General features: G+C 65.3%; 23 protein-coding genes and 1 pseudogene. 14 read left to right on the top strand and 10 right to left on the bottom strand.

Going from position 1 to position 25,438, the window contains the following annotated elements; all coding sequences use genetic code 11:
• Position 1: 1 nt before the first annotated feature.
• Positions 2 to 442 carry an acyl-CoA thioesterase gene (locus AC3XQU_RS19215; RefSeq protein WP_489875761.1) on the bottom strand — a complete coding sequence of 147 codons (441 nt, stop codon included), beginning with the start codon at positions 440 to 442 and terminating at the stop codon, positions 2 to 4.
• 62 nt (positions 443 to 504) lie between these two features.
• Here AC3XQU_RS19215 and AC3XQU_RS19210 point away from each other — a divergent pair, with 62 nt between their 5' ends.
• The gene (locus AC3XQU_RS19210) at positions 505 to 2,361 is read left to right on the top strand and encodes an ABCB family ABC transporter ATP-binding protein/permease (protein WP_489875760.1); all 1,857 of its coding nucleotides are present in this window, start codon (positions 505 to 507) and stop codon (positions 2,359 to 2,361) included.
• Positions 2,362 to 2,491: 130 nt separating this feature from the next.
• Here the strand turns inward: AC3XQU_RS19210 and AC3XQU_RS19205 are convergent, their stop codons facing one another.
• The 3 genes from AC3XQU_RS19205 to AC3XQU_RS19195 form a co-directional block, all read right to left on the bottom strand.
• Entirely contained in the window at positions 2,492 to 3,583 is a 1,092-nt protein-coding gene (locus tag AC3XQU_RS19205; RefSeq protein ID WP_489875759.1) for a type II asparaginase, read from the bottom strand.
• A gap of 64 nt (positions 3,584 to 3,647) precedes the next feature.
• Positions 3,648 to 4,931, bottom strand: coding sequence for a metal-dependent hydrolase family protein (locus AC3XQU_RS19200; RefSeq protein ID WP_489875758.1), 1,284 nt, complete (start codon positions 4,929 to 4,931; stop codon positions 3,648 to 3,650).
• 82 nt (positions 4,932 to 5,013) lie between these two features.
• Positions 5,014 to 6,276 carry a dicarboxylate/amino acid:cation symporter gene (locus AC3XQU_RS19195; protein WP_489875757.1) on the bottom strand — a complete coding sequence of 421 codons (1,263 nt, stop codon included), beginning with the start codon at positions 6,274 to 6,276 and terminating at the stop codon, positions 5,014 to 5,016.
• A gap of 240 nt (positions 6,277 to 6,516) precedes the next feature.
• Here AC3XQU_RS19195 and AC3XQU_RS19190 point away from each other — a divergent pair, with 240 nt between their 5' ends.
• From AC3XQU_RS19190 to AC3XQU_RS19170, 5 genes are all read left to right on the top strand, one after another.
• The gene (locus AC3XQU_RS19190) at positions 6,517 to 7,242 is read left to right on the top strand and encodes an amino acid ABC transporter ATP-binding protein (RefSeq protein ID WP_489875756.1); all 726 of its coding nucleotides are present in this window, start codon (positions 6,517 to 6,519) and stop codon (positions 7,240 to 7,242) included.
• Between the two features lie 87 nt (positions 7,243 to 7,329).
• Entirely contained in the window at positions 7,330 to 8,379 is a 1,050-nt protein-coding gene (gene pyrC / locus AC3XQU_RS19185) for a dihydroorotase (RefSeq protein WP_489875755.1), read from the top strand.
• A gap of 7 nt (positions 8,380 to 8,386) precedes the next feature.
• On the top strand, positions 8,387 to 9,178 hold the full coding sequence (locus AC3XQU_RS19180; protein WP_489875754.1) for a DUF3025 domain-containing protein: 792 nt from the start codon (positions 8,387 to 8,389) through the stop codon (positions 9,176 to 9,178).
• A 12-nt stretch (positions 9,179 to 9,190) separates the two neighbouring features.
• Positions 9,191 to 10,183 (top strand): Gfo/Idh/MocA family protein, encoded by a 993-nt coding sequence (locus AC3XQU_RS19175; protein WP_489875753.1) that lies wholly within the window; start codon positions 9,191 to 9,193, stop codon positions 10,181 to 10,183.
• Positions 10,184 to 10,279: 96 nt separating this feature from the next.
• Positions 10,280 to 10,657 carry a glyoxalase superfamily protein gene (locus AC3XQU_RS19170; RefSeq protein ID WP_489875752.1) on the top strand — a complete coding sequence of 126 codons (378 nt, stop codon included), beginning with the start codon at positions 10,280 to 10,282 and terminating at the stop codon, positions 10,655 to 10,657.
• A 22-nt stretch (positions 10,658 to 10,679) separates the two neighbouring features.
• Here the strand turns inward: AC3XQU_RS19170 and recG are convergent, their stop codons facing one another.
• Positions 10,680 to 12,740 carry an ATP-dependent DNA helicase RecG gene (gene recG / locus AC3XQU_RS19165; protein WP_489875751.1) on the bottom strand — a complete coding sequence of 687 codons (2,061 nt, stop codon included), beginning with the start codon at positions 12,738 to 12,740 and terminating at the stop codon, positions 10,680 to 10,682.
• Between the two features lie 104 nt (positions 12,741 to 12,844).
• Between recG and queA the strand changes: the two genes are divergently transcribed.
• From queA to secF, 5 genes are all read left to right on the top strand, one after another.
• Positions 12,845 to 13,867, top strand: a complete 1,023-nt coding sequence (gene queA / locus AC3XQU_RS19160; protein ID WP_489875750.1) for a tRNA preQ1(34) S-adenosylmethionine ribosyltransferase-isomerase QueA — start codon at positions 12,845 to 12,847, stop codon at positions 13,865 to 13,867.
• Between the two features lie 12 nt (positions 13,868 to 13,879).
• Entirely contained in the window at positions 13,880 to 15,019 is a 1,140-nt protein-coding gene (gene tgt / locus AC3XQU_RS19155) for a tRNA guanosine(34) transglycosylase Tgt (RefSeq protein ID WP_489875749.1), read from the top strand.
• 170 nt (positions 15,020 to 15,189) lie between these two features.
• Positions 15,190 to 15,522, top strand: coding sequence for a preprotein translocase subunit YajC (gene yajC / locus AC3XQU_RS19150; protein ID WP_489875748.1), 333 nt, complete (start codon positions 15,190 to 15,192; stop codon positions 15,520 to 15,522).
• 57 nt (positions 15,523 to 15,579) lie between these two features.
• A complete protein-coding gene (gene secD / locus AC3XQU_RS19145; protein WP_489875747.1) occupies positions 15,580 to 17,469 on the top strand; it encodes a protein translocase subunit SecD in 1,890 nt (629 codons plus the stop codon).
• Positions 17,470 to 17,471: 2 nt separating this feature from the next.
• Positions 17,472 to 18,494 carry a protein translocase subunit SecF gene (secF, locus tag AC3XQU_RS19140; protein ID WP_489875746.1) on the top strand — a complete coding sequence of 341 codons (1,023 nt, stop codon included), beginning with the start codon at positions 17,472 to 17,474 and terminating at the stop codon, positions 18,492 to 18,494.
• A 219-nt stretch (positions 18,495 to 18,713) separates the two neighbouring features.
• Here secF and AC3XQU_RS19135 read toward each other — a convergent pair whose 3' ends face one another.
• The 5 genes and pseudogenes from AC3XQU_RS19135 to AC3XQU_RS19115 form a co-directional block, all read right to left on the bottom strand.
• Entirely contained in the window at positions 18,714 to 19,313 is a 600-nt protein-coding gene (locus AC3XQU_RS19135) for a D-arabinono-1,4-lactone oxidase (protein ID WP_489875777.1), read from the bottom strand.
• A 4-nt stretch (positions 19,314 to 19,317) separates the two neighbouring features.
• A pseudogene (locus AC3XQU_RS19130) lies at positions 19,318 to 19,614 on the bottom strand (FAD-binding oxidoreductase); the annotation flags it as partial.
• Between the two features lie 530 nt (positions 19,615 to 20,144).
• Entirely contained in the window at positions 20,145 to 20,978 is an 834-nt protein-coding gene (locus tag AC3XQU_RS19125; RefSeq protein WP_489875745.1) for an HDOD domain-containing protein, read from the bottom strand.
• Positions 20,979 to 21,069: 91 nt separating this feature from the next.
• Positions 21,070 to 21,351, bottom strand: a complete 282-nt coding sequence (locus AC3XQU_RS19120; RefSeq protein ID WP_489875744.1) for a hypothetical protein — start codon at positions 21,349 to 21,351, stop codon at positions 21,070 to 21,072.
• A 10-nt stretch (positions 21,352 to 21,361) separates the two neighbouring features.
• The gene (locus tag AC3XQU_RS19115; RefSeq protein WP_489875743.1) at positions 21,362 to 21,769 is read right to left on the bottom strand and encodes a MarR family winged helix-turn-helix transcriptional regulator; all 408 of its coding nucleotides are present in this window, start codon (positions 21,767 to 21,769) and stop codon (positions 21,362 to 21,364) included.
• 196 nt (positions 21,770 to 21,965) lie between these two features.
• On the opposite strand from AC3XQU_RS19115, the gene AC3XQU_RS19110 reads away from it, so the two are divergent.
• The 3 genes from AC3XQU_RS19110 to AC3XQU_RS19100 all read left to right on the top strand — a co-directional run bounded on the left by AC3XQU_RS19110 (position 21,966) and on the right by AC3XQU_RS19100 (position 25,434).
• Entirely contained in the window at positions 21,966 to 22,907 is a 942-nt protein-coding gene (locus tag AC3XQU_RS19110) for a GlxA family transcriptional regulator (protein ID WP_489875742.1), read from the top strand.
• Positions 22,908 to 23,075: 168 nt separating this feature from the next.
• Positions 23,076 to 24,317, top strand: a complete 1,242-nt coding sequence (locus tag AC3XQU_RS19105) for an acetylornithine/succinyldiaminopimelate transaminase (protein ID WP_489875741.1) — start codon at positions 23,076 to 23,078, stop codon at positions 24,315 to 24,317.
• An 88-nt stretch (positions 24,318 to 24,405) separates the two neighbouring features.
• The gene (locus AC3XQU_RS19100; protein WP_489875740.1) at positions 24,406 to 25,434 is read left to right on the top strand and encodes an arginine N-succinyltransferase; all 1,029 of its coding nucleotides are present in this window, start codon (positions 24,406 to 24,408) and stop codon (positions 25,432 to 25,434) included.
• The last annotated feature ends 4 nt before the right edge of the window (positions 25,435 to 25,438 follow it).

Here is a 25,438-nt window from a genome sequence, read left to right as displayed (position 1 = left end):
CTTATTCGCGCGAGATCAGGGAATCGAGCGGCGGCAGCTGGCGCGGCTTGCGGTCCGGGCCGGTGGCGACATAGGTCAGCTGCGCCTCGGTGACTTTCACGACATCCGCCTGCAGGCGGTTGCGCTCGGCATAGACCTCGACGCAGACGGTAATCGAGGTATTGCCGACCTTGACGATGTTGGCGTAGAAGGACAGCAGATCGCCCACGAACACAGGCTGCTTGAACAGGAAGGAATTCACTGCAATGGTGGCCACGCGGCCGTTGGCGCGGCGGGTGGCCGGCAGCGAGCCGGCGACGTCGACCTGGGCCATGATCCAGCCGCCGAACACGTCGCCGTACACATTGGCGTCGGAAGGCGCGGGCATCACGCGCAGTTCCGGCATCTTGCCTTCAGGCAGACGCGTGAGTGGGGCAGGAGGGGTGTTTTGTGGCGTGGTCATCTTGTTTTTCCGGTAAAAGCTACAATCGTCACGAATTGAACCATAAAACCAGAAGCCCTGCCATGCGACGCACCCCCGCCAGTTCCGTCCCCCTGCCTCCAGATTCGAAAGGCGTGCCCCGCAACGACTGGGCCACGCTGCGCACGCTCTTCCCCTACCTGTGGGTCTATAAATGGCGCGTGCTCGCCGCGCTGGCCGCCCTGGTCGGCGCAAAATTGGCCAACGTCGGCGTGCCGCTGGTGCTCAAGCAGTTGATCGACCAGCTCGCGATCGACCCGGCCAATCCCAAGGCGCTCCTGGTGCTGCCGGTCGGCGCGCTGGTCGCCTACGGCCTGCTGAGGTTATCGACCACGCTGTTTACCGAGCTGCGCGAATTTTTATTTGCGCGCGTGACCCAGCGCGCCGTGCGCACCATCGCCCTGCAGGTGTTTCGCCACCTGCACGCGCTGTCGCTGCGCTTCCACCTGAACCGCCAGACCGGCGGCATGACCCGCGACATCGAGCGCGGCACCCGCGGCGTGAATTCGCTGATCTCCTACTCGCTGTTCAACGTGCTGCCGACCCTGGTGGAGATCACGCTGGTGCTGGGCTACCTGGTGCTGAACTACGACATCTGGTTCACCATCATCACGGCCGTGGCGCTGGTGAGCTATATCGCCTTCACCGTGATCGTGACCGAATGGCGCACCCACTTCCGCCGCACCATGAACGACCTCGACTCGAAAGCCAATACCAAGGCCATCGATTCGCTGATCAACTACGAGACCGTCAAATATTTCGGCAACGAGGACTACGAAGCCAAGCGCTACGACCAGGGCCTGCAGAGCTACGAAAACGCCGCGGTGCGCTCGCAGACCTCGCTGTCGGTGCTCAATACGGGCCAGTCCCTGATCATCGCCACCGCCGTCACCCTGATCCTGTGGCGTGCGACGGAGGGTGTGATCGCCGGCACCATGACCCTGGGCGACCTGGTGCTGGTCAACTCCTTCATGATCCAGCTGTACATCCCGCTGAACTTCCTGGGCGTGATCTACCGCGAGATCAAGCAGAGCCTGGCCGACATGGAACGCCTGTTCTCGCTGCTCGACCAGAACCGCGAGGTGGCCGACAGCCCGGGGGCCCAGCCTCTGGTGACCGACGCCGTCAAGGGCGCCCGGGTCGAGTTCTCGCACGTGGAGTTCAGCTACGAAGCCAAGCGCCAGATCCTGTTCGACGTCGACTTCACCATCCCCGCCGGCACCACCACGGCCGTGGTAGGCCACAGCGGCTCGGGCAAGTCGACCCTGTCGCGCCTGCTGTTCCGTTTTTACGATGTGAACGGCGGGGCGATCCGCATCGATGGACAAGACCTGCGCGCCATCACCCAGGCTTCGCTACGCGCCGCGATCGGCATCGTGCCCCAGGATACGGTGCTGTTCAATGACAGCATCGAGTACAACATCGCCTACGGCAAGCCGGGCGCCTCGCATGAGGACATCGTTGCCGCGGCGCGCGCGGCATCGATCCACGACTTCATCGAAAGCCTGCCGGACGGGTACAAGACCATGGTGGGGGAGCGCGGCCTGAAGCTGTCGGGCGGCGAGAAGCAGCGCGTGGCGATCGCGCGCACCTTGTTAAAAAATCCGGCGATCCTGATCTTCGACGAGGCGACATCGGCGTTGGATTCAAAAGCCGAGCAGGCGATCCAGGCGCAGCTGAAGGAGATTGCGAAAGACCGCACCACCCTGGTCATCGCGCACCGCCTGTCGACCATCGCGGATGCGCAGCAGATCATCGTGCTCGATCACGGCAAGATCGTCGAACGCGGCACGCACGGCACGCTGCTGGCAGCGCGCGGCCTGTATGCGCAGATGTGGGAACGGCAGCTGGCGCGGCCGGATGAGGAACTGGCGTCGCCGCCGCTGGAGCTGGCGAAGTAGTTCGCGTGCTTCGGTGGGCGGTTGAACGCGTGGGCAGAATCTGCCCACGCTACGATTCGCGGCTGCTCAGCGTGGGCGAGTTCCTTGCCCACGCGTTCAACCAGCTCTACATCAGCCGCTCAAGCACCATTCAATACGTCGAAAACATCCGCTGAATCTCCTTGGTGCTGCTCGTCTTCGTCAACGCCAGCATCAGCAAGATCCGCGCCTTTTGAGGCGACAAATTATCCCCCGCTACGAAATCGAGTTCGTCGTCATTCGCCTCGCCATTGCGCGCCACGATGCCCTGGCCTACCCGGGCCGAGCGCACGATGAGCACGCCCTTCTTGCGCGCAGCAGACAAAGCGGGACGCACCTTGGCCGGCAGCGAGCCGTTGCCGACGCCCGCGTGCACCAATCCCTTGGCGCCCGAGGCCACCAGCGCGTCGATCGCCACCGGTCCGACGTTGGCATGCGCATAGGCGACTTCGACCTGCGGCAAGACCGACAGGTTCGTCACGTCGAACTCGGTCTCGACCGTGTGGCGGCGCGTTGCGCTGCGGTAGAAAAAGGGCTTGCCGCCCTGGATATAGCCGAGCATGCCCAGTTCCGAGGCCTTGAAGGTGTCGGTGGTGGTGGTGTTCGATTTGGTGACGTCGCGTGCGCCGTTGATCTGGTCGTTCATCGCCACCAGCACGCCGCGGCCGGCAGCCTCTTGCGAGCCGGCCAGCTGCACCGCGTTGTACAGGTTGATCGGGCCGTCCGCCGACAGGGCAGTGGACGGGCGCATCGAGCCCACCAGCACCACCGGCTTCTTGCTCTTTACGACCAGGTTCAGGAAGTAGGCCGTCTCTTCCAGCGTGTCGGTGCCGTGGGTGATAACGATGCCGTCCACGTTGGGCTGGGCCAGCAGCACGTTGACACGCTTGGCCAGCAGCAGCCAGTGCGCGTCGCTCATGTTCTCGCTGGCGATCTGGAATACCTGCTCGCCGCTGACATTGGCGACCTTGGCGATCTCGGGCACGGCCTGGATCAAGGCCTGCACGCCCACGGTGGCGGCGGTATAGCCCACCGTCGTGGTGCTGGTCGCCCCGGTGCCGGCGATGGTGCCGCCGGTGGCGAGGATGGCCACGTTCGGCAGCCTGGTCGCTGGCGACGGGGCTTGTGCCTGCACTGCACCTGCAGCCAGCAAGAGGAAGGCAAACAGGGCCGCGATGCTGCGGCGCGATGGTTGGAACAACATGAATTTCTCCTTCAAAAAAACAAAGGGCGCCCGCGCAGCACGCGGGCGCCCGTGACAACCGATATTACGGCTTCTTGTAGACGACGCCGTCCTTCATGACAAACTTCACCTGCTCGAGCAGCTTCACGTCGCGCAGCGGGTCGCCGTCGACGGCGATGATGTCGGCCGCGAAGCCCGGCGCGATCGCGCCCAGGCGGCTCGGCTGGTCGAGCAGGGCCGCGGCGTGCAGCGTCGCGGCGCGGATCGCGTCGATCGGCGACATGCCCGCTTCCACCATGTAGCCGAACTCCTTGGCGTTCTCGCCATGTGGGAACACGCCGGCGTCGGTGCCGAAGGCGATCTTCACGCCGGCCTTGTGGGCGCGCGCGAACGTCGCCTGCAGCTGCGGGCCGATGGCGGCCGCCTTCGGGCGCACCAGCGCCGAGTAGTAGCCGTCGATCCTGGCCTTGTCGGCCACATAGCGGCCGGCCGAGATGGTCGGCACGTACCAGTGGCCGGTCTTCTTGAACAGGGCAATGGTTTCGTCGTCCATCAGCGTGCCGTGCTCGATCGAGTCGACGCCGGCGCGCAGCGCGCGCTTCATGCCTTCGGCGCCGTGGGCGTGGGCCGCGACCCGGAAGCCGTAGTCCTTGGCGGTGCTGACGACGGCCTTGAGTTCATCGTCGGTGTACTGGGAGTTCTGGCCGTTGGCCGCCTGGCTCAGCACCCCGCCCGTGGCGGTGATCTTGATCAGGTCCGCACCTTCCTTGTAGCGAGCGCGCACGGCCTGGCGGCCCTGCTCGGGACTGTCGATCACGCCCTCCTGCGGACCCGGGGTGCCGATCTTCTCGCCCAGGAAATGCGAGAGGTTGTTGGTCGGGTCGGCATGCCCGCCGGTGGTGGCGATGGACTTCCCGGCCGTGAACATGCGCGGTCCGGCGATCGAGCCGGCCGCGATGGCGCGCTTGAGCGACACGTTCAGGCCATCCGACGCGCCGAGGTCGCGCACCGTGGTGAAGCCGGCCATCAGGGTGCGTTCGGCATACTTTACCGAGCGGTAGGCCATGTCGGCCGGGTCGGCGGTGAGGCGGTCGCGGTAGGCATCGATCGCCGGCGCCGTTTCGCTGGTCAGGTGCACGTGCATGTCGATCAGTCCCGGCAGGCAGGACTGGCGCGACAGGTCGATGTTGCCCGCCGCCTGCGTCATCGGGCCGACCGACTTGATGGTGCCGTTCTCCACCACGATGCTGACGCGCTCGCGCCAGGCGCCGCTCTTCACGTCGAGCAGGCGGCCGCAGTCGACGGTCTGGGTGGCGCCGTGCGCGCCGGTCATCGTCAGCATCAGTGCTGCCGCATACAGCTGTTTCATGTCTCGCTCCTCATTATCGTTTTAGCTACTTGTAAAAAAGGCCTCCCGTACTGGAAGGCCTTCGGTATCGTGCTTGCCCGCCTCAGCGCAGCGGCGCCACGGTGACGTCCTTGACCGGCTCTCCCAGCTCGCCTTCCCACTTGGCGACGACCGCAGTGGCGATGCCGTTGCCGATCACGTTGGTGGCCGAACGGGCCATGTCCAGGAAGTGGTCGATGCCCAGCAGGAGCAGCAGGCCGGCTTCCGGGATGTTGAACTGGGCCAGGGTGGCGGCAATCACCACCAGCGACGCGCGCGGCACGCCGGCCATGCCTTTCGAGGTCAGCATCAGCACCAGCATCATGGTCATTTGGGTCGCCAGGTCCAGCTCGATGCCGTAGGCCTGGGCGATGAACACCGCCGCGAAGGTGCAGTACATCATCGAGCCGTCGAGGTTGAACGAGTAACCGATCGGCAGCACGAAGGCGGCCAGGCGGTTCTTGACGCCGAAGCGCTCCAGGCCTTCCAGGGTTTTCGGGAAGGCCGCTTCCGACGAGGCGGTCGAGAAGGCCAGCAGGGTCGGCTCGCGCAGTTCGGCGATCAGGCGCAGCACGCGCGGGCCGAGGAAGACCATGCCGATGGCGATCAAGACCACCCACAGCAGCACGATGCCGAGGTAGAACTCGGCCATGAAGATGCCGTAGGTCGACAGCACGCCCAGGCCGCTCTTGGCGATGATGCCGGCGACTGCCGCGAACACGGCGATCGGCGCGAAGTTCATCACATAGCCGGTCACCTTCAGCATGATGTGGGCGACGCCGTCGACCGCGTCGATCAGCGGCGTGGCGCGTGCGCCCACCGCTGCGGCGGCGGTACCGAAGAAGAGCGAGAACACGACGATCTGCAGGATCTCGTTCTTGGCCATGCCGTCGACGATCGACGACGGCACCAGGTGGGTGATGAATTCCTTGAGTGTCAGGCTGCTGGTGGCGATGCCCGACGAAGTGCCGACCGGCGGCAGGGCGCCCGACAGGGCCATCGCGTCGCCCGGACGGAACAGGTTCACCAGGATCAGGCCCAGCGACAGCGAGATGACCGAGGCGATCACGAACCAGCCCAGCGCCTTGACGCCGATGCGGCCGACTTCCTTGGCGTCGCCCATCTTGGCGATGCCGACCACCAGGGTCGCAAAGACCAGGGGCGCGATGATCATCTTGATCAGGCGGAGGAACAGCGTCGTCACCAGCGACATCGCATCGGCGAAGCCGGCCGGGTTGGCGAGATTGGTATTGGCGAAGTAACCAACGACGATCCCGAGTGCGAGGCCGATCAGGATGTAGACGGTCAGGCGATTTCGATTGTTCATAACTGCTTCCTGTGGACCTGTGCAAAACCGGCGGCAACGAGATGGCGCTGTCGCTGGTGGATTGATTGGGGCAATACGCTGGCTTCAGGGAGGAAAACAGCCAGATCGTTCTGTAGAATATGGCAAGTTCCGAAGTATCCTTGGCAGTGGAAATGCTGTCAAGCATGCTTACATTACCAGCAAGCGCGCACGCAACAGCGCTCGGAAAGCCTTTCGAAAAGGCGCACATACAGGCACCGGATGATCGAAATCGAGAACGTCAGCAAGTGGTACGGCAGCTTCCAGGTGCTGCGCGAATGTAGCACGCGGGTCGCGCGCGGCGATGTCGTGGTCGTGTGCGGGCCTTCCGGCTCGGGAAAATCGACCCTGATCAAGACCGTCAACGGGCTCGAACCCTTCCAGGAAGGCAGCGTGCGGGTGGACGGCATCTCGGTGGGCGACCCCGCGACCAAGCTGCCGCAGCTGCGCGCGCGCATCGGCATGGTGTTCCAGAACTTCGAGCTGTTCCCGCACCTGTCGGTACGCGAAAACCTGACGCTGGCCCAGGTCAAGGTGCTCGGGCGCAGCAAGGACGAGGCGCTCGAGCGCGGCCTCAAATACCTCGACCGCGTGGGCCTGCTGGCGCACAAGGACAAGTTCCCGAGCCAGCTCTCGGGTGGCCAGCAGCAGCGGGTGGCGATCGCGCGCGCGCTGGCGATGGACCCGGTGGCGATGCTGTTCGACGAGCCGACCTCCGCGCTCGACCCCGAGATGATCGGCGAAGTGCTGGACGTGATGGTCGGGCTGGCGCAAGAGGGCATGACGATGATGGTCGTCACCCACGAGATGGGCTTTGCGCGCAAGGTGGCCGACCGCATCGTCTTCATGGACCACGGCAGCATCGTCGAGGACAGCCCCAAGGACGAGTTCTTCACCGCCACCCGTTCGGAGCGCGCGCGCGAATTCCTGGCCCGTATTATTCATTAGACAAGCTCCCTGCGAGATCGGGTGGCCGGCGCGCTGCGCGGGCGGCGCTGCGGGTAAAATGTCGGCATCCGAAATCCGAGAGCTGCCATGTCCCCCATCGAGACCCCAGATAGCATCACCATCACCCGCCCAGACGACTGGCACCTGCACCTGCGCGACGGCGCGGCGCTGGCCGACGTCCTGCCGCACACCGCGCGCCAGTTTGCGCGCGCGATCGTGATGCCGAACCTGAAACCCCCGGTGACCACGACCTCGCAGGCCGCCGCCTACCGCGAGCGCATCCTGGCAACGCTCCCGCAGGGGATGCATTTCGAGCCGCTGATGACGCTCTACCTGACCAACAACACCGATCCGGACGAGATCCGCCGCGCGCAGGACAGTGGCTTCATCCATGCGGTCAAGCTGTACCCGGCCGGCGCCACCACCAATTCCGATGCCGGCGTGACCGACCTGCGCAACTGCTACAAGGTGCTGGAAGTCATGCAGGAAGTCGGCATGCCGCTGCTGGTGCATGGCGAGGTGACCGACCACGACATCGACCTGTTCGACCGCGAAGCCGTGTTCATCGAGCGCGTGATGCGCCCGCTGCGCCGCGACATGCCGGTGCTCAAAGTCGTGTTCGAGCACATCACCACCAAGGAAGCGGCGCAGTACGTGGCCGAGGCCGAAGGCCCGATCGCGGCAACCATCACCGCCCACCACCTTCTGTACAACCGCAACGAGATCTTCAAGGGCGGCATCCGTCCGCACTACTACTGCCTGCCGGTGCTCAAGCGCGAGGAACACCGCCTGGCCCTGGTCACGGCCGCCACCAGCGGCGACGAGCGCTTCTTCCTCGGCACCGACTCGGCGCCGCACGCGGTGCACACCAAGTACGCCGCCTGCGGCTGCGCCGGCTGCTACACCGCGCTGCACGCGATGGAGATGTACACGGAAGCCTTTGCCCAGGCCGGCGCGCTCGATAAATTGGAGGCCTTCGCCAGCCTGAACGGCCCGGGCTTCTACGGCCTGCCGGTCAACGAAGGCAGCATCACGCTCAGGCGCGAAGCCTGGACCCTGCCCGAGACCCTGCCGTTCGGCGAGCACCAGCTGGTGCCGCTCAACGCTGGAGAAACCATCAACTGGAAGATGGCGTAAGACGCCCATGCTGGCGCAGATCGACTGGTCGCACCCCTGGTACGACTCGGTGCGGCCGGCATATGCGCGGCTGGCGCTGGACGGCGAGGCATTCATCGACGCCTTCAATCGCAATGCGGCGGCGCTTTGCCTGCGCAACCACGGCGGCCTGCCGCTGCGTTTCGTGCCGCAGAGCGCGCTCCCGGAAGGCACGGCCTACGAGGAATTCATCGGCGCCACCGGCAAGGTCCCGACGCGGGACAACCTGCACGATTTCTTCAACGGGCTGGTGTGGCAGACCTTCCCCCTCATCAAGCGCCAGCTCAACGCCCTGCAGGCGGCCCAGATCGCCCAGGCCGGCGTCGGCAAGTCGCGCGGGTCCGCGCGCGACGCCGCCACGATCTTCGACGAGAACGCCGCGCTGCTGGTCGTACGCGCCGATAGCAGGGGACGCGCCTTGGTGGACGAGCTGCGCGCGCATTGCTGGCTGGCCGCCCTGTTCGAGAAGCGCGCCATGTTCGGACCGGATGCCCAGGTCTGGCTGTTCGGCCACGCGCTGATGGAAAAGCTGGTTGCGCCGCGCAAGGCGATCACCGCGCATACCCGCGTCATCTTCGTCGAAGACGATTACTTCTCGCTCGCGCCCGATGCGCAGCGCGCCTGGCTCGACGCCCACGTGGCCGCGCAGCTGGCCGGCGAGGGCTTGAGCACCGCCGGCTTCACGCCGCTGCCGGTGCTCGGCGTGCCGCTCTGGTGGCCCGGGCAGGACCAGGACTTTTACCTCGATACCACCGTCTTTCGCCCCAAGCGGGCAAGCTGAAAGGAACAAGCAATGGCCAACGCAGTACGCTGGGGGATCCTCGGCACCGGCAAGATCGCGCGCGCCTTTGCCGATGCGCTCAAGGACGTGCCGGGCGCCGTGCTGGCCGCCGTGGCTTCGCGCAGCCTCGACAAGGCGCAGGCGTTCGCCCAGGACTTCGGCGCCGCCGCGGCCTATGGCTCCTACCAGGAGCTGCTCGACGCCTGCGGCGTCGACCTGGTCTATGTGGCCACGCCGCACCCGCAGCATGCCGAGAATGCCCTGATGGCCCTGCGCGCCGGCAAGGGCGTGCTGGTCGAAAAACCGTTCACGATGAATCTGCGCGAAGCCGAGCGGGTGGTCACGCTCGCGCGCACGCGCCGCCTGTTCCTGATGGAGGCGATGTGGACGCGCTACCTGCCGGCCTTCGAGGAAGTGCAGCGCATCATCGCATCGGGCGAGATCGGCGAAGTCAGCCAGGTCGTGGCCGATTTCGGCTTCACCGCCAGCGTCGGCCCCGAACACCGCGTCTTCAATCCGGAACTCGGGGGCGGCGCGCTGCTTGACCTCGGCATCTACCCGCTGTCGATCGCCACTGCGCTGCTCGGGCCCGTGGCCGGGATCAAGGCGCAGGCCGAGATGGGCGCGACCGGCGTGGACGTGCAGACCGCGTTCACGCTCCGGCACGAAGGCGGCGGCATCTCGGTGTGCAGCTGCTCGTTCCAGGCCCGTACGCCCTGCGAGCTGACGGTATCGGGCACGCGCGGCCACGTGCGCATGAACACGATGTTCCACCGCGCGCGCAGCGTGACCGTCACGCTGGAAGATGGCGGCACACGCACGGTCGACACGCCGTATATCGGCAACGGCTACGTGCACGAAGTGATGGAAGCGCAGCGCTGCTTCCTCGCGGGCCTGACCGAGAGCCCGGCCATGCGGCTGGAAGAAACGCTGGCGCTGATGGGCGTGATGGACGAGATCCGGCGCCAGATCGGGCTGGCCTACAGCGCCGACCGCGGCGCCTAGGCGACGCGCCCAAGCGCTGCGCATAGCCCCGCATCTGCATGTTGACTTTGCGGCCGGGTGTGCGAATACTGGGCGTCGTTTGCTCAACCGGACGGGATGAATGAGATGACCCTGCGCACCGTTACGCCGATCCTCCGCATCTTCGATGAAGCAAAAGCGCGCGAATTCTATGTCGACTTCCTCGGCTTCAAGGTCGACTGGGAGCATCGCTACGAACCGGCGCTGCCCCTGTACCTGCAGGTCTCGCGCGACGGCTGCGTGCTGCACCTGAGCGAACACCACGGCGACTGCTGCCCCGGCGCGGCGCTGCGCATCGAGGTGGGCGATATCGATGCCTACCAGCGCGAACTGATCGCGAAGCAGTACGGCTATGCCCGTCCCAGCGTCGACGATACCCCGTGGGGCTCGCGCGAAATGTCGGTGAAAGACCCGTTCGGGAACCGGCTGACGTTTACCAGTGGGGCCAGCGCCTAGGCCGAAGCGGCGTCAATATCCGTCACACCTTGAGGAATTCCTCGCGCCCCCCCAACCAGCGCGACAAGTGCGCATCCACGATCGCCTGGTATTCCGGCCGCTCGCTGTCGAGCAGGTATTGCGCCACGTCGCGCGCCTGTTCCACGATCCACTGGTCCGCTTCCAGGTCGGCAAAGCGCAGCATGGCTTCGCCCGACTGGCGCGCCCCTAAAAATTCGCCGGGACCGCGGATCTCCAGGTCGCGCCGCGCGATCTCGAAGCCGTCGGTGGTTTCGCGCATGGTCAGGAGGCGCTGCTTGGCCACCTGCCCCAAAGGGCTCTGGTACAGCAGCAGGCACACGCTCGCCGCCGAGCCGCGCCCCACGCGGCCGCGCAACTGGTGCAGCTGCGACAGGCCGAAGCGCTCGGCATGCTCGATCACCATCAGCGAGGCGTTCGGCACGTCCACGCCCACTTCGATGACGGTGGTGGCCACCAGCACGTGCACCTCGCCCGCCGTGAACGCGTCCATTACCGCCTGTTTCTCGGCCGGCTTCATGCGGCCGTGCACCAGCCCCACCTGCAGATCCGGCAGGGCTTCGGCCAGGGTCTCGTAGGTTTCGGTGGCGGTCTGCAGCTGCAGTACTTCGGATTCCTCGATCAGCGGGCAGACCCAGTAGACCTGACGGCCTTCCTGCGCAGCAGCGTGGACGCGTTCGATGACTTCGTCGCGCCGGTTCTGGTCGATCGCGCGCGTGACGATCGGGCTGCGGCCCGGTGGCAGCTCGTCGATCACCGACACCTCGAGGTCGGCGTAATAGGTCATGGCCAGGGTGCGCGGGATCGGCGTGGCCGACATCATCAACTGGTGCGGCACCAGGCCGTCGCTGCCCTTGTTGCGCAGGGTGAGGCGCTGGCCGACGCCGAAGCGGTGCTGCTCGTCGACGATCACCAGGCCGAGCCTGGCGAAATTGACGGTGTCCTGGATCAGCGCATGGGTGCCGATCACCAGGTTGGCCTGGCCGGACTCGATCAGTTCCTTGGCCGCGTCCTTGTCCTTTTTCTTGAGGCTGCCCGTGAGCCAGGCCACCTTCACGCCGAGCGGTTCCATCCAGGCGGCGATCTTGCGGAAGTGCTGCTCTGCCAGGATCTCGGTGGGCGCCATCAACGCGGCCTGGTAGCCGCTGTCGATCGCCTGCGCGGCGGCCAGCGCCGACACCACGGTCTTGCCGCTGCCGACGTCGCCCTGCAGCAGGCGCTGCATCGGGAAGCTCTCGACCAGGTCGGCGCGGATCTCCTTGACCACGCGCTGCTGGGCGCCGGTGAGCTGGAAGGGCAGGGCCGCCAGAAACGATTCGGACAAGCGGCCGACCGCGCGCAAGGTCGGCGCACCCTTTTCGCGGCGGGCGCGCTGGGCCCGTTTCATGGACAGCTGCTGGGCCAGCAGTTCGTCGAACTTCATGCGGGTCCAGGCCGGGTGGCTGCGCTCGGTGAGCGCGTATTCGTCCACGTCCGCCGGCGGGTAGTGCAGCAGGCGCACCGAGGGCTCGAAGTCCCACAGCTGCAGGCGGGACAGGAAAGCATTGGGCAGGGTGTCGCGCCAGTCCACCCGCTTCATGGCGTCGGCCACCGCACGGCGCAGGATGGTTTGCGACAGCCCTTCGCCGGACGGGTAGACCGGGGTTAGCGAAGTGGGCAGCGGCGCACCCTCGTTGATGACTTTATAGGCCGGGTGCACCATCTCGGCCCCGAAGAAGCCGTGCTTGAGCTCGCCCCGCGCGCGGATGCGCACGCCTTCGGCCATCTGCTTGAGCTGGCTGCCGTAGAAATTCATGAAGCGCAGCTGCAGCTCGCCGGTTTCGTCGGCGATCTGCACCAGCAGCTGTCGCCGCGGTTTATACGTGATCTCGTTCTTGACGACCACGCCTTCCACCTGCCAGGTCTGCAGGCCGCGCATCGTCGCATCGCGGATCGACACCACCTGGGTCTCGTCCTCGTAGCGCATCGGCAGGTGCAGCACCAGGTCCATGTCGGTGCGCAGGCCCAGCCGGGCGAGCTTCGATTCAAGTGTTTTTGGAGCGGAAGGGGTCTTTGGGGCGGGCATATCGCGGCATTTTAGCTTTGCTGGCGTAAAATAGAGGGTTCGCCGCACGCAGTGCAGCCTCTATTGTAAGGCTGTCAGCACCCATTTTCCCAGAATTGACAACAATGTACTCGCTTTCCGATTTCGATTTCGACCTGCCGCCTGAGCGGATTGCGCAATTGCCGCTGCCGGACCGGAGCGCCTCGCGCCTCTTGCAGCTCGATGGCGACCAGATTACGGACCGCCATTTCGCCGACATCCTCGACCAGCTCCAGCCGGGCGACCTCCTGGTGATGAACAATACGCGCGTGCTCAAGGCGCGCTTCTTCGGTGTGAAAGAGACCGGCGGCCAGGTCGAAGTGCTGGTCGAGCGCGTGCTGGACAACCGCACGGTGCTGGCCCAGGTGCGCGCTTCGAAGTCGCCCAAGCCGGGCAACCGCATCCGCCTGGCCGACGCTTTCGACGTGACGACCGGCGAGCGCGCCGGCGAGTTCTTCACCCTCCACTTCGAGGGCGACGTGTTCGACCTGATCGAAGCGCACGGCCGCCTGCCGCTGCCGCCCTATATCGAGCACACTGCCGACGAGTTCGACGAGCAGCGCTACCAGACCGTGTACTCGAAGGAGCCGGGCGCCGTGGCCGCCCCGACCGCCGGCCTGCATTTCGACCAGCCGCTGCTGGACCGGCTGGCCGCGAAAGGCATCCGGTTCGCCTACGTGACCCTGCACGTGGGCGCCGGCACCTTCCAGCCGGTGCGCGTGGAAGACCTGTCCGCGCACCAGATGCATACCGAGTGGTACACGATCCCGCAAGAGACGGTGGACGCGGTGCGCGCCGCCAAGGCTGCGGGCCGCGACGTGGTGGCCGTAGGCACCACCAGCCTGCGGGCGCTGGAATCGGGCTCGCAGACGGGCGAATTGGTAGCCGGCAGCGCCGACACCGCGCTCTTCATCACCCCGGGCTACACGTTCAAGACCGTCACCCGCCTGGTGACCAACTTCCACCTGCCCAAGTCGACCCTGCTGATGCTGGTGTCGGCCTTTGCCGGCTATGAGGCCATCCGCAAGGCTTACCAGCACGCGATCGCCAACGAATACCGCTTCTTCAGCTATGGCGACGCCATGCTGCTGACGACCACCTCAAAGTAATTAAGAATACCGATGCTCGAATTTACCCTGCTTAAAAAAGACACCAGCGGCCTGTCGCATGCACGCCGCGGCCGCCTGAAGCTCAACCACGGCACCATCGAAACCCCGATCTTCATGCCGGTCGGGACCTATGGCTCGGTCAAGGCGATGGACCCGATGGAGCTCAAGGACGTGGGCTCGCAAATCATCCTGGGCAACACCTTCCACCTGTGGCTGCGCCCGGGCACGGGCGTGCTGGACAAGTTCGGCGGCCTGCACAAGTTCATGGGCTGGGATGGCCCGATCCTGACCGACTCGGGCGGCTTCCAGGTGTTTTCGCTGGGCGCGATGCGCAAGATCACGGAAGAGGGCGTGAAATTCGCTTCGCCGATCGACGGCTCCAAGCTGTTCCTGTCGCCGGAAATCTCGATGCAGATCCAGCGCTCGCTGAACTCGGACATCGTGATGCAGTTCGACGAATGCACCCCCTACGAGATCGACGGCCGCCCAGCCACGAGCGAGGAAGCGGCCAAGTCGATGCGCATGTCGCTGCGCTGGGCCCAGCGCTCGATGAACGAATTCACCGGCGGCGAGAACCCGAACGCGCTGTTCGGCATCGTCCAGGGCGGGATGTACGAGCACCTGCGCGACGAGTCGCTCGCCGGGCTGGAAGACATCGACTTCCCGGGCCTGGCCATCGGCGGCCTGTCGGTAGGCGAGCCGAAGGAAGACATGAAGCGCATCCTGGCCCACGTCGGCCCGCGCCTGCCCGAGAACAAGCCGCACTACCTGATGGGCGTGGGCACGCCGGAAGACCTGGTCGACGGCGTGGCCAACGGCGTCGACATGTTCGACTGCGTCATGCCAACCCGGAATGCGCGCAACGGCTGGCTGTTTACCCGCTTCGGCGACGTCAAGATCAAGAACGCGCGCTACAAGGAAGACACGGCGCCGCTGGACGAATCCTGCGACTGCTACTGCTGCAAGAACTTCACCCGCGCCTACCTGCACCACCTGCACCGCTCGAACGAGATCCTGGGCGCGCGGCTCAATACGATCCACAACCTGCATTACTACCTGAAGCTGATGCAGGAGATGCGCGACGCGATCGATGCGGATGGGTTCAACGCGTTCCGCATCCAGTTCGCGGCCGACCGATCGCGCGGGGTCTAGGCCAAGGTGGGCGGCAGACCTGCCCACCTCACGCCCTCGTCCTGACTTATTTTTCCAGCAACATCTTGCAATTAAGAATTGCGAACCTACCTGGCTCCAGATTGGTCCACGTAGCATCGCCGGTGCTAGAATACACCGCTATTTTTTTTAATCTCACAATCGGAGTTCTTGTGTTCATTTCCAACGCGTACGCGCAAACCACGGCCGCAGCCGATCCAGGCATCATGGGTAGCCTCACCACCTTCCTGCCGCTGATCCTGATGTTCGTGGTCATGTACTTCCTCATGATCCGCCCGCAGCAGAAGCGCCAGCGTGAAGCGAAGGCGATGATGGATGCGCTGGCCAAGGGCGACGAAGTGGCGACTGCAGGCGGCATCCTCGGCCGCGTGACCAAGGTGGCGGACACCTATGTGACGATTGAAGTCTCGACCGGCACCGAAATCGTGGTCCAGAAAAACGCAGTGACGACCCTGCTGCCAAAAGGCACCCTGAAGGCCCTGTAAGCACATCCTGCGGCCCTGCGGGGCCGTTCCGTGCTCAACACCGAACGCTGGAACACTATGAATCGCTATCCCGTCTGGAAATATCTACTGATTGCAGTCGCGCTCCTGCTCGGCGCGCTGTACACGGCGCCGAACTACTTCGGCGAATCGCCGGCCCTGCAGGTCACGACCGGCAAATCGACGGTCAATATCACCAGCGCCACGACTAGCCTGGTCGCGGATGCACTCAAGCGCGCCGGCGTTCCCGCCACCGGGGTCAGCCTGGAAGGCACTGGCAACAGCACTTCGGTGCGGGCCCGCTTTGCCACGACCGATGCCCAGTTCAAGGCCAAGCTCGCCCTGGAACGCGACCTGAACCGCGATCCGGCCGATCCCGACTACATCGTCACCGTCAACCTGGTCAAGAACACCCCGGCCTGGATGGAAGCCATCGGCGCCCGTCCCATGAACCTGGGCCTGGACTTGCGCGGCGGCGTGCACTTCCTGCTGCAGGTCGATGGCAAGGCCGTGCTCGAGACCAAGGTCAAGGGCCTGCAGGCCAGCGTGCGCAGCCAGTTGCGCGACCAGAATATCCGTCATGCCGGTATCGAACGTGTCGGCAACGCCGTGGAAGTGCGCTTCCGCGAGGCCGCCACCCGCAACGCGGCCCGCAGCGCGCTGGCCAAGCAGTCGCCGGACCTGGCCTTCCAGGACACTGCCGATGGCACCGAGCTCAAGCTGGTCGTCACCCTCAAGCCCGAGGCGCTGCGCCGCACCGTGGAAGAAGGCGTCAAGCAGAACATCGCGACCCTGTCCAAGCGCATCAACGAGCTCGGCACCACCGAGCCGCTGATCCAGCAGCAGGGCGCCGACCGCATCATCGTCCAGCTGCCGGGCGTGCAGGACGTGGCGCGCGCCAAGGACATCATCGGCCGCACCGCGACCCTGGAGCTGCGCATGGTCGATTCGACCGTGACCCCGGGCACCGAGCAGACTGCCGCCATCCCGCTGAATTCCGAACTGTTCATGGAAGGCCGCGGCGCCCCGGTCGTGGTGTCGAAAGACGTCATCCTGACCGGCGACTATATTTCGAGCGCCGTCGCGAGTTTCGATTCGAACCAGCAGCCGGCCGTCTCGATCGACCTGAATGGCGACGGCGGCCGCCGCATGCGCATGGCCACCCGTGAAAACGTCGGCAAGCGCCTGGCGGTCCTGCTCAAGGAAAAAAACAAGTACACCGTGCCGACCGCGCCGACCATCAACCAGGAGCTGGGCTCGACCTTCCAGATCACCGGCATCGGCAGCATCGAAGACGCGAACGAACTGGCGCTGCTGCTGCGCTCGGGCGCGCTGTCGGCGCCGATGGAATTCATCGAAGAACGCGTGATCGGTCCGCAGCTGGGCGCCGAGAACATCGAGCGCGGCCTGTATTCGACCGTCTGGGGCTTCGTGGCGATCGCGATCTTCATGATCCTGTACTACCACCTGGTCGGCTTCTTCAGCGCGCTGGCGCTGGCGGCCAACGTGCTGTTCCTGCTGGCGATCCTGTCGATGATGCAGATCACCTTGACCCTGCCGGGTATCGCGGCAATCGCGCTGGCGCTGGGCATGGCCATCGATGCGAACGTGCTGATCAACGAGCGCATCCGCGAGGAATTGCGTGGGGGCGCGGCGCCGCAAGCGGCGATCTCGGCCGGTTTCAAGCATGCCTGGGACACCATTTTCGACTCCAACGTCACCACCCTGATCGTCGGCCTGGCGCTGCTGGTCTTCGGTTCGGGCGCGATCCGCGGCTTCGCCGTGGTGCACTGCCTGGGCATCCTGACCTCGATGTTCTCGGCCGTGTTCGTGGCCCGTGGCTTCCTGAACCTCTGGTACGGCCGCAAGAAGAAACTGACCCACATCTCGATCGGTACGGTCTGGAAAGACGGTTTCACGCCTAACAAGCAAAACGCTACTCAGGAATAAAGATGGAATTTTTCAAGATCAAACGGGACATCCCGTTCATGCGCCACGCGTTGATCCTCAACGTGATTTCGGCGCTGACCTTCCTGGCAGCCGTGTTCTTCCTGGTGACCAAGGGTTTGCATTATTCGGTGGAATTCACCGGCGGCACCGTAATGGAGCTGCGCTACCCGCATGCCGCGGACCAGGAAAAGATCCGCGCCACGCTGCGCGGCATCGGCTACGAAGCGCCTGAAGTGACCAGCTTCGGCACCGCGCAGGCTGTCCTGCTGCGCCTGCCGATCGTGGAAGGCGCCCCGCAGGCGGGCACCTCGGCCACCGTGTTCAATGCCATCTGTGCGTCCGAGCAGGGCACCCCGAAGGTCACCCAGGTGACCACCGAAAAGGGCGAGCAGGTCAACCGCACCAGCTGCGTGACCGCGGCCGGCCAGGAACAGGTGAGCCTGCAGCGCGTCGAATACGTCGGCCCCGCGGTCGGCGAAGAGCTGGCCCAGAACGGCCTGAACGCGCTGCTGATGGTGATCGTCGGCGTGGTCGCCTACCTGGCGATCCGCTTCGAGTGGAAGTTCGCCGTCTCGGCCATCATCGCCAACCTGCACGACGTGGTCATCATCCTGGGCTTCTTCGCCTTCTTCCAGTGGGAGTTCTCGCTCACGGTGCTGGCGGCGATCCTGGCGGTGCTGGGCTATTCGGTCAACGAATCGGTCGTCATCTTCGACCGGATCCGCGAGATGTTCCGCAAGCAGCGCAAGATGAGCGTGCCGGAAGTGATCGACCACGCGATCACCAGCACCATCTCGCGCACCATCATCACCCACGGCTCGACCCAGCTGATGGTGCTGTCGATGCTGTTCTTCGGCGGCCACGCACTGCACTACTTCGCGATCGCGCTGACCATTGGCATCTGCTTCGGCATCTATTCGTCGGTGTTCGTCGCCGCCGCGCTGGCCATGTGGCTGGGCGTCAAGCGCGAAGACCTGATCAAGCCGGTGAAAGAAAAAGACGAGACCGACGGCGCAGTGGTGTAAGCCTCGTCTCTATCGAAAAAATGCCGCCCGGTCACCCGGTGCGGCATTTTTTACATTTGGATCAAGGAATGTGACAAGCTCGAATTTTATGTGTGTTGACGCACAGAGCCGGCCACAGCCGTTGCCTATAGTGGAACTGTCTCTTTCAGGACATCCCTAGTTTTGGACTTCACCCGCTCCCTCAACCGGAGCGGGTTTTTTTTGCCCGAAACGGCTGGCTTACAGGTATTTAGCCCACAGCTCGTTGGAAAACCTGCCGGCCGGGTCGACCTGCCGTTTGAGCTGGCGCAACCGAGCCGCTTCCGGATAGGCGCGCTCGAACTGTTCGCGGGTCGCATGCAGCTGGTAGGGCAGGTAGTAACGCCCCTCGAAGCCCAGCGCCGTCTCGATCATCGCCCGTGTCCACTCGCCGGTGCGGCGCCGGGACGCCTCGCCGGTGCGCTGCTTGTAATAGACGACGAAGGAAAACACGTCTTCCCGCGCCCAGGGCAGCAGGGCGACCGGGTCGGCCGGCGAATGCCGCACCGAGACGTTGACGACCCGGGCGCCATGCTGGCGGATGGTCGAGGCCATCGCCCGGGCGAAGCCGGCAAAGTGGCGCACCGGGATGAAGTATTCCTGCAGCACATAGGTCGACATGGCCCGGGTGCGCGGTTCCAGCTCCGCCACATCGAGGCTGGCCTCGTGGTTGCGCCACTTCACGGCCGGCTTGGCCAGCAGCAGCGGATGAACCAGGTGGGTGCGCAGCAGGTCGCCGCGCGGCGGCCAGCACCAGCTGCAGGGCCCGGACCGAATTGACCACCGGACCATTGCCGACATAGCGGCCATGGGCATTCACGGAGACCGCGCCGCCCACCGTAAAATTGGAAAAGCTCTGCATCGTGTGCACCGCCAGCCCGAGCGGGTCGAGCAGGTCCTGCAGGTCGCGCCAGCGCATCCCGGCCTGCACCCGCGCCACTTTCGCCCTGGCGTCGAGCGCCACCAGATGCTTCATGCCGCGCATGTCCAGGTGCAGGCCGCCGGTAATCGCGGCCTGGCCGCCCATGCTGTAGCGTCCACCCCCGACCGCGATCTTGCCTGGGCAGCTGCGCACCGCCGCGGCGACTTCTTCGCTCGACATGGGCGCCGCCACCCGCGCCACCTGAACCGGGTACAGCCTGGTGACGTTGTGGATGGCAATGCCGGGGGCAGCCAGGATGGGTAGAGAAGGCAGCGATAGGAGCCCGGCGCCGGCCATTGCCTGCACCAGGAAGCGGCGGCGCGGCCCATCGATGTCGCCGCCGGGCGTGGTAGAAACAGACGATTGTCGGATAGTAGCGGGCTCATCCATAGAAAGTGTGTTTTTTCTACATCGCTGCGGGAACAACGAATATGAAATATCTCGCCTATGTGAATCAGCGCACCGAGTGCCCTACAGCAGGTCCCTATAGTGGAACTGTCTCTTTCAGGACATCCCTAGTTTTGGACTTCACCCGTTCCCCAACCGGAGCGGGTTTTTTTTGCCCGCGCGGTTTTCGCCACAAACGCGCCGCTGTGTGAATCAGCGCACGGAAGCGGCCTGGGGCGCGGAATATAGTGGAACCGTCTCTTTCAGGACATCCCTAGTTTTGGACTTTGCCCGCTTTCATGAGCGGGCATTTTTTTTGTCCGCTAGAGCAGGGCAGCGGTCAGGCTCTTCACTTCTTCGGCCGATTCGGCCAGCACTTGCGCCAGCGTGCCTTCGCCGGTGGTGAAATCGATGGTCGCGGCGCTCTCCTGGGTGGTGGCGCCGGGGCGCTGGTGCAGCGGGGAAGGGAAGGGCGCCAGGTCCTTGGCCAGCAGCAGGGTGTCGCCCAGGGTTTCCGGCGGCAAGGCGCGCATGCCGTTCCAGAGCGCCTCGATGGCGCCCATTACGGCTACCGGCACGCCCAGCTTGAGCAGCACGCCGCGGCCGATCGCCACTTCGCCATGCTCGAGCCAGTCTTCGGGGCCGCCGTCGAGCAGGCCGGGGAATTCCTCGGCGCGCGAGAGCAGGTAGAAGCCGCCCACTTCATGCACGATGCCGGCAAACATGGCCGTTTCGGGGTCGACAAACGATACGCGGCGCGCGATCACCTGGGCCAGGGCGGCCACGTGGGCCGAATGGATCCACAGGCCGTCCGCCTTGGCGCGCAGGCCGGGGTCGCTGATTTCGCTGGCCAGCTGGCGCACGATGACGGAGGCGGCCAGCGCCCCCAGCGTGCGGAAGCCGACGCGCTGCACGGCCGCACGGACATTCGTCACGTCGTGCCCGGCGCGGTTGTAGGCCACGGAATTGGCGATCGCGACGGTGCGCGCCGCCAGCAGCGGCTCGGCCTGCACCAGCCGCGCCGCCATGTCGGTATGGCAGTCGGGCTCGCTCAGGGCGCGCTGCAGCTTGAGCGTTGCATCGACGTTCGTGGGGAAGCTCAGGTCGCCGCGGCTGGCCTGGGCGGCGATACTCTTGAGGGCGGAGAGTCGGTCCATCGAAAAATTATACCCCCATTGTACTGCCGGGCCAGGAATTATTGCCTTGTGGCATTAACTCGTTGCCGGCACTGCACGGCGGTGAGCCGGATCACGGCTCGCTGAAGATGGCGTCGCAGCCTTCCTTCTGTTCTTCGGTATCCTGCAGTTCGTCGCTCAGGCCCAGGTCGATCAATTCCTCGACGGCGTTCATGAAGCTGTTGAGCTTGGTGGCGCCGATCAGGCGGTAGATCTCGCCGGAATCGTTGCGCACGCCGATGAGCATGCTTTCCTGCTTGACTTCTTCGAGCGGGGCCACGTCCAGCAGGATGTTGCCGATGATGTGCTTGTCGAAATGGGCAGGCTTCTTGCCGTCGATCAGGGAGGTTTTCAAGGCAATTCCTTTATGTGTCAGAAGGTGGAGAGGCGCCGCCGGCGGCGATCTGGTCGCGCAGCTTGCGCAGGGCGGCGTCGAGGGCATCGAATTCGGTCGCGCCATAACTGGCGAACAGCTGCTTGCCATGCGCCACGACCTTGGGGAAGACGTCGCAGAATACCGCTTCGCCGGCGGGCGTGAGGCGCACGAAGAACGAGCGCTTGTCGTCGCAGCTGCGTTCGCGCACGACCAGGGCTTTCTGTTCCAGTCGCTCGATCACCCCGGTCAGCGTGCCCTTGGTGATCAGGGTGCGCTCGCCCAGTTCCTTGTAGCTCATCCCGGGCGTGTTGCCGAGCGTGGCAATGATATCGAACTGCGCATGCGTCAGCCCGTGCTGGCGCACCGACTCGCCGGAAAAACGCTCGAAGCCTTGCATGCACTCGGCCAGCAGCCGGACACTCTTTAAATATCGTTCCCCCATGGGGCAGGATTATAGCCGCCCGCAGGGCTTTATCCGATTGCCGCCTGGGACGCCCTGCCATTGTCCCGCCCATTGTTCTGTATGATAGCGGGCCATGCGTACCACCGGGCGCCATGCCCCTTCTCCCGTATGACAGCGCCGAACCGTTCCGATGCAGCCTGCTGACCTGTCCCTGCTGGCACAGGAAAGGCCGCTGCGCGTGCTGCTGGTGAACGCGGGCGAGCCGGACATGCTGACCTGGTCCGGCCTGGTCCAGCCGCTGCGCCTGGCCGCCAAGCTGCTGGGACCCGACATCCTGCACGTGGACGTGCGCAGCCCCGACAAATTCATGGCCGACGCCGGGCGCTACTGGCACCTGGTGCTGCTGGTGGCCGACGAAGCCGAAGCCGCGCTGCGGCCCGCCAACTGCCGCGCCCTGGTCGAGCGCTGCCGCGCCGCGCCCTTCTGGGGCGGCGTGGGCGCCGGCGTGCTGTGGCTGGCCGATGCCGGCGCCCTGCACGGCATCCGCACCGCGCTGCCCTGGGCCCTGTACCCCGACACCAATGCCCTGGCCGAGCAGGCCCTGTTCACGCCGAATTTGTTCGAGGTCGACGGCAACCGCCTGACCTGCTGCGGCGGCGCGGCCAGCATCGATTTCGCGCTGACCCTGGTCGAGCAGCTGTTCGGCGGCGCGGTCCAGGCCCAGGTCAAGGAAATCCTGTGCATCGACCGCGTGCGCGGCAAGGACGAGCGCCAGCGGGTGGCGCTGCAGGCACGCTTCGGCGCCCTGCAGCCCAAGCTCACCGAGGCGGTGGCGCTGATGGAGGCGAACATCGAAGAGCCGCTGTCGACCGACGAGATCGCGGGGCTGTCGGGCGTGTCGCGTCGCCAGCTCGAGCGCCTGTTCAAGCAATACCTGGGCAGCCTGCCTTCGCGCTACTACCTCGAACTGCGCCTGCAGCGGGCCCGCAAGCTGCTCCTCGAAACCAACCATTCGATCGTGCAGGTGGGGCTGATGTGCGGGTTTTCCTCGGGCTCGCATTTTTCCACGGCCTTCGGGGCGCTGTTCGGCAAGACGCCGCGCGAGGAAAGACAGCGCAAGCTGGGACAGTAGGGACAGTAGGGACAGTCGTACCTTGTCATTCCCGCAATCTTTCTTCGACTAAAAACGAAAATCCCTGTCGCAGTTCTGCAAGAACTTGTGAGGGTGGCTTTCTATAATGGCTTCAACCTGCGCGGCGCTCGGCCCGCGCACAACCTTCTTGAAGATGAGGAAGAAGCCATGAACGCAAAGCTCGACTCCGGTGTCACCACGCGGCCTGTCACCCGGCAGACCTTCGACGAAGTCCTCGTCCCGACCTATGCCCCGGCCGCCATGGTGCCGGTGCGCGCGGCGGGCCTGGAAGTGTGGGACCAGGAAGGCAAGCGTTACCTCGACTTCACCTCCGGCATCGCCGTCTCGAGCCTGGGCCATTGCAACCCGGCCCTGGTCGAGGCAGTGACCAAGCAGGTCAACACCCTCTGGCACCTCGGTAACGGCTATACCAACGAGCCGGTGCTGCGCCTTGGCAGCGCCCTGGTCGAGGCCACCTTCGCGGACCGCGCCTTCTTCTGCAACTCGGGCGCCGAAGCCAACGAAGCGGCCCTGAAGCTGGCGCGCAAGTACGCGCATACCAAGTTCGGCCCGCACAAGTCGCGCATCGTGTCCTGCCTGTCGTCCTTCCACGGCCGCACCCTGTTCACCGTGTCGGTCGGCGGCCAGCCGAAGTACACCGAAGGCTTCGAGCCGCTGCCGCAGGAACTGAGCCACATCCCGTACAACGACATCGAAGCCGCGCGCGCCGCGATCCTTGAGGATGTCGCGGCCGTGATCGTCGAGCCGATCCAGGGCGAGGGTGGCGTCATCCCGGGCAACAAGGACTACCTGAAAGCCTTGCGCGAGTTCTGCGACGCCACCGGCGCGCTGCTGATCTTCGACGAAGTGCAGTCGGGCGTGGGACGCACCGGCAGCTTCTATGCCTACCAGCAGATGGACGTCACCCCGGACATCCTGACCTCGGCCAAGGCGCTGGGCAACGGCTACCCGATCGGCGCCATGCTCACCACCGACGACATCGCGCAGCACTTCGGCGTCGGCTCGCACGGCACCACCTACGGCGGCAACCCGCTGGCGGCGACCGTCGGCCTGAAGGTCGTCGTGACCATCAGCCAGCCCGCTTTCCTGGCGCGCGTGGTTGACGCCAGCGACAAGGTCTTCGCCAACCTGAACAAGCTGGCCGCCGACTACCCTTCGGTGTTCGGCAAGCCGCGCGGCATGGGCCTGCTCATCGGCCTGCCGATGGCGGAAGCCTACAAGGGCCGTTCCAAGGACTACACCAAGCTGGCGGAGAAGCTCGGCCTGATGCTCCTGATCGCCGGTCCCGACGTGGTGCGCCTGGCGCCGGCGCTGGTGGTGTCGGACGAGCAGATTGCGGAAGCCGACCGCCTGATGCGCCAGGCCGTCGAGGCCTTCGTCGCCGGCTGATCCGAGCCACGCCTCGGCCGGCCCGCTGTTCGACAGCGCGGCCGGCCGCGCCGTTTGACAGATCGATTGATCTCTTTCAGGAGTTCGCATGTATGTAGTTCGTCCGGTAGAGCGCGGTGATATCGGCGCCCTCGAAGCACTGGGGGCGGTCTCGATTCCCGGCGTGCACACGCTGCCGCGCACGCGCGAAGCCATCGTCGCCTCGGTCGAGCGCTCTATCGCCTCGTTCGCCGCGCACGTGGATATCCCGAGCGAGGAGTCCTACCAGTTCGTGCTGGAAGACCTGCGCACGCATGAAGTGGTCGGCACCTCGTCGATCCATGCGTCGGCCGGCTCGAACGGCACCTATTTTGCGTTCCGCAACGACGTGATCCAGCAGGTCTCGCGCGACCTGAACATCAGCCACAGCGTGCACGCGCTGACCCTGTGCTCGGAGCTGACGGCCTATTCGCACCTGTCGGGCTTCTACATCCGCCACCGCGACAGCGCCGGGCCCGAGGCCGCGCTGCTGTCGCGCGCGCGCCTGCTGTACGCCGTGCTGGCGCCGCACCGCTTCGGCGACCGCTTCTTCGTGCCGCTGGCCGGCGTCACCGATCCTGAGGGCCAGTCGGCCTTCTGGAATGCGCTGGGCCGCAAGTTCTTCAAGATGGATTTCCTGGAAGCCGAGCGTGTCATCGACGGCGCCCGCAACCGCACCCTGATCGTCGAGCTGATGCCGCACTACCCGGTCTATGTGCCGCTGCTGCCGGGCGACGCCCAGGCGGCCCTCGGCCAGATCCACCCGAGCGGCCAACTCGCCTTCGACCTGCTCACGCAAGAAGGCTTCGAAGCCGACGAATACATCGACATTTTTGACGGCGGCCCGATTTTGCAGGCGCACCGCAATTCGCTGCGTTCGTTCTCCGGCTCCTACCATCGCCAGGTCGAGAACGCACGGATCGACGCGCCGGCCGATTCGCTGGTCACGTACGCCGTGGCCAGCACCGAACAGGCCTTCCGCGCCGTGATCACCGCCTGCCCGCCGGTCGACACCGCCCAGGCCATCTGCCTGCCGCGCGAAGCCCAGCAGGCGCTGGGCGTCTCGCCAGGCGACAGCGTCACCTGCGTGCGCATCTGAAAGA

This window comes from Telluria sp. AZSoR62, assembly GCF_058111565.1.
The sequence above is the reverse complement of the archived record's forward strand: the minus strand, read 5'-3'. Positions and strand labels throughout refer to the sequence as shown.